We start from the raw sequence: 1,193 nt of genomic DNA, 5'->3' as shown, positions 1-1,193 counted from the left end.
CGCCCACTACTGGATCGGCGCGGGTGGCGGCGGGGCCGTAGCGGCGGATCCAGACCGCGAGGGCGAGACCGGCGGTGAAGAGGGCCGCGCCGATCCAGTAGTGGGCGGCGAGCAGCCGGGACAGGCCCGCGCACACGGCGGCCGCCAAGGGCAGCAGGGCGAGCGCGGTGAGCCGGCCGCGCCGGTCGGCCCACCAGCGGCCCCGTGCGAGGGTCACGGTGAGGGCGACCGCGAGGACCACGGAGTCCGTGTGCAGCCCGGCCGCGCCCTCCAGCCACAGGGCGGCCGCCCAGGAGAGCAGGACGGCCGTCATCGTCACGGCGGCTTCATAAGCGTTGCGTATCAGTCTCTGACGCACTGTCCGAGAATAGAGCCTGCGAGTCGGCTCTTTAATAAGTGGCTGCGTACGATATCGCGCATGGATGATCATCTCGCCGATGCCGCCGCCCTCCGTCGTGCCGTCGTCCGGATCAACCGGCGGCTGCGGCAGGAGCGCGGGGAGGGCGGCCTGAGCCCCAACCAGCTCGCGGTGCTGGGACATCTGCACGCGCACGGCCCGGCCACGCCGGGGCGGATCGCGGCGCGCGAGCGGCAGCGGCCGCAGTCGCTGACGCGGGTGTTCGCGGATCTGGAGGCGGAGGGGCTGATCGCCCGGGAGCCGGACGCGGACGACCGCCGGCAGTCCGTGCTGACCCTCACCGAACCGGGACGCCGGGCGCTGGAGCGGGACATGGCCGAGCGGGACATCTGGCTCGCCGCGGCCCTGAGCACGCTCGGCGAGACGGAACGGGGGGTGCTGACGCTGGCGGCGGCGCTGCTGGAGCGGGTGGGGGTGATGGAGATACCGGGCACGGAGGTCTGACCGCCTCCTCGCGTACGGAACCCCCCTTGCGGGTACGGCTCGGTCCTCCCCTTACGGGTACGGCTCAGTCCCCGAACCCGCCGCCGAAGTCGCCCCCGTCTCCCCCGCCGAAGCCCCCGCCGTCGCCGAATCCGCCGCCGAAGTCACCGGGGTCGAAGTCGGTGCCGGAGACATCGCCGCCCTGGAAGTCGGCGCCGCCGAAGTCGCCGTACCCGGCGCCGTAGTCGGCCGCGTACGAGGGCGTGGACATCATGGAGCCCAGCAGGGTGCCGAAGAGCAGGCCGGGGAGGATGCCGCCGCCGAAGTAGCCGCCGGCCCAGGGGCCGTAGGC

The 1,193-nt window shown here is 73.8% G+C and carries 2 protein-coding genes and 1 pseudogene; 1 reads left to right on the top strand and 2 read right to left on the bottom strand.

Translation table 11 applies throughout. The features are described from left to right. The coding region (locus tag CCN72_RS37595; RefSeq protein ID WP_143664366.1) for a hypothetical protein at positions 1 to 319 on the bottom strand (319 nt) is incomplete at its 3' end. A gap of 99 nt (positions 320 to 418) precedes the next feature. Here CCN72_RS37595 and CCN72_RS37590 point away from each other — a divergent pair. Beyond that, positions 419 to 862 carry a MarR family winged helix-turn-helix transcriptional regulator gene (locus CCN72_RS37590; protein ID WP_086812706.1) on the top strand — a complete coding sequence of 148 codons (444 nt, stop codon included), beginning with the start codon at positions 419 to 421 and terminating at the stop codon, positions 860 to 862. Between the two features lie 64 nt (positions 863 to 926). Here CCN72_RS37590 and CCN72_RS37585 read toward each other — a convergent pair. Continuing rightward, positions 927 to 1,193: pseudogene (locus CCN72_RS37585) on the bottom strand (hypothetical protein); the annotation flags it as partial.

This window comes from Streptomyces murinus (assembly GCF_002154555.1).
Taxonomy (GTDB): domain Bacteria; phylum Actinomycetota; class Actinomycetes; order Streptomycetales; family Streptomycetaceae; genus Streptomyces; species Streptomyces murinus.
The sequence above is the reverse complement of the archived record's forward strand: the minus strand, read 5'-3'. Positions and strand labels throughout refer to the sequence as shown.

Excerpts from the sequence above, each read along its gene's own strand:
- CCN72_RS37590 (WP_086812706.1), top strand. The coding sequence starts at position 419 with ATGGATGATCATCTCGCCGATGCCGCCGCCCTCCGTCGTGCCGTCGTC.